This window comes from Pseudomonas sp. SIMBA_068 (assembly GCF_046534705.1).
Lineage (GTDB): Bacteria > Pseudomonadota > Gammaproteobacteria > Pseudomonadales > Pseudomonadaceae > Aquipseudomonas > Aquipseudomonas putida.
Genome location: NZ_JAWRYI010001641.1, coordinates 1 through 236 on the forward strand (window position 1 = coordinate 1; position 236 = coordinate 236).

1 protein-coding gene is annotated in these 236 nt (G+C 57.6%); it reads left to right on the forward strand.

The window, feature by feature from the left end; translation table 11 throughout:
* Positions 1 to 236: methionine adenosyltransferase domain-containing protein (locus SB756_RS35295; protein ID WP_410913909.1), on the forward strand; the 236-nt coding region annotated here is incomplete at both ends.

Sequence of the window (236 nt, forward strand, 5' to 3'; positions counted from 1 at the left end):
TACGCCGGTCGTTACGTGGCCAAGAACATTGTCGCCGCCGGCCTGGCCGAGCGTTGCGAGATTCAAGTGTCCTACGCCATCGGTGTAGCGCAGCCTACGTCGATCTCGCTGAATACTTTCGGCACCGGCAAGATCAGCGACGACAAGATCATCAAGCTGGTACGCGAAATCTTCGACCTGTGCCCTTACGCGATCACCACCATGCTCGACCAGCTGCATCCGATGTACCAGGAAAC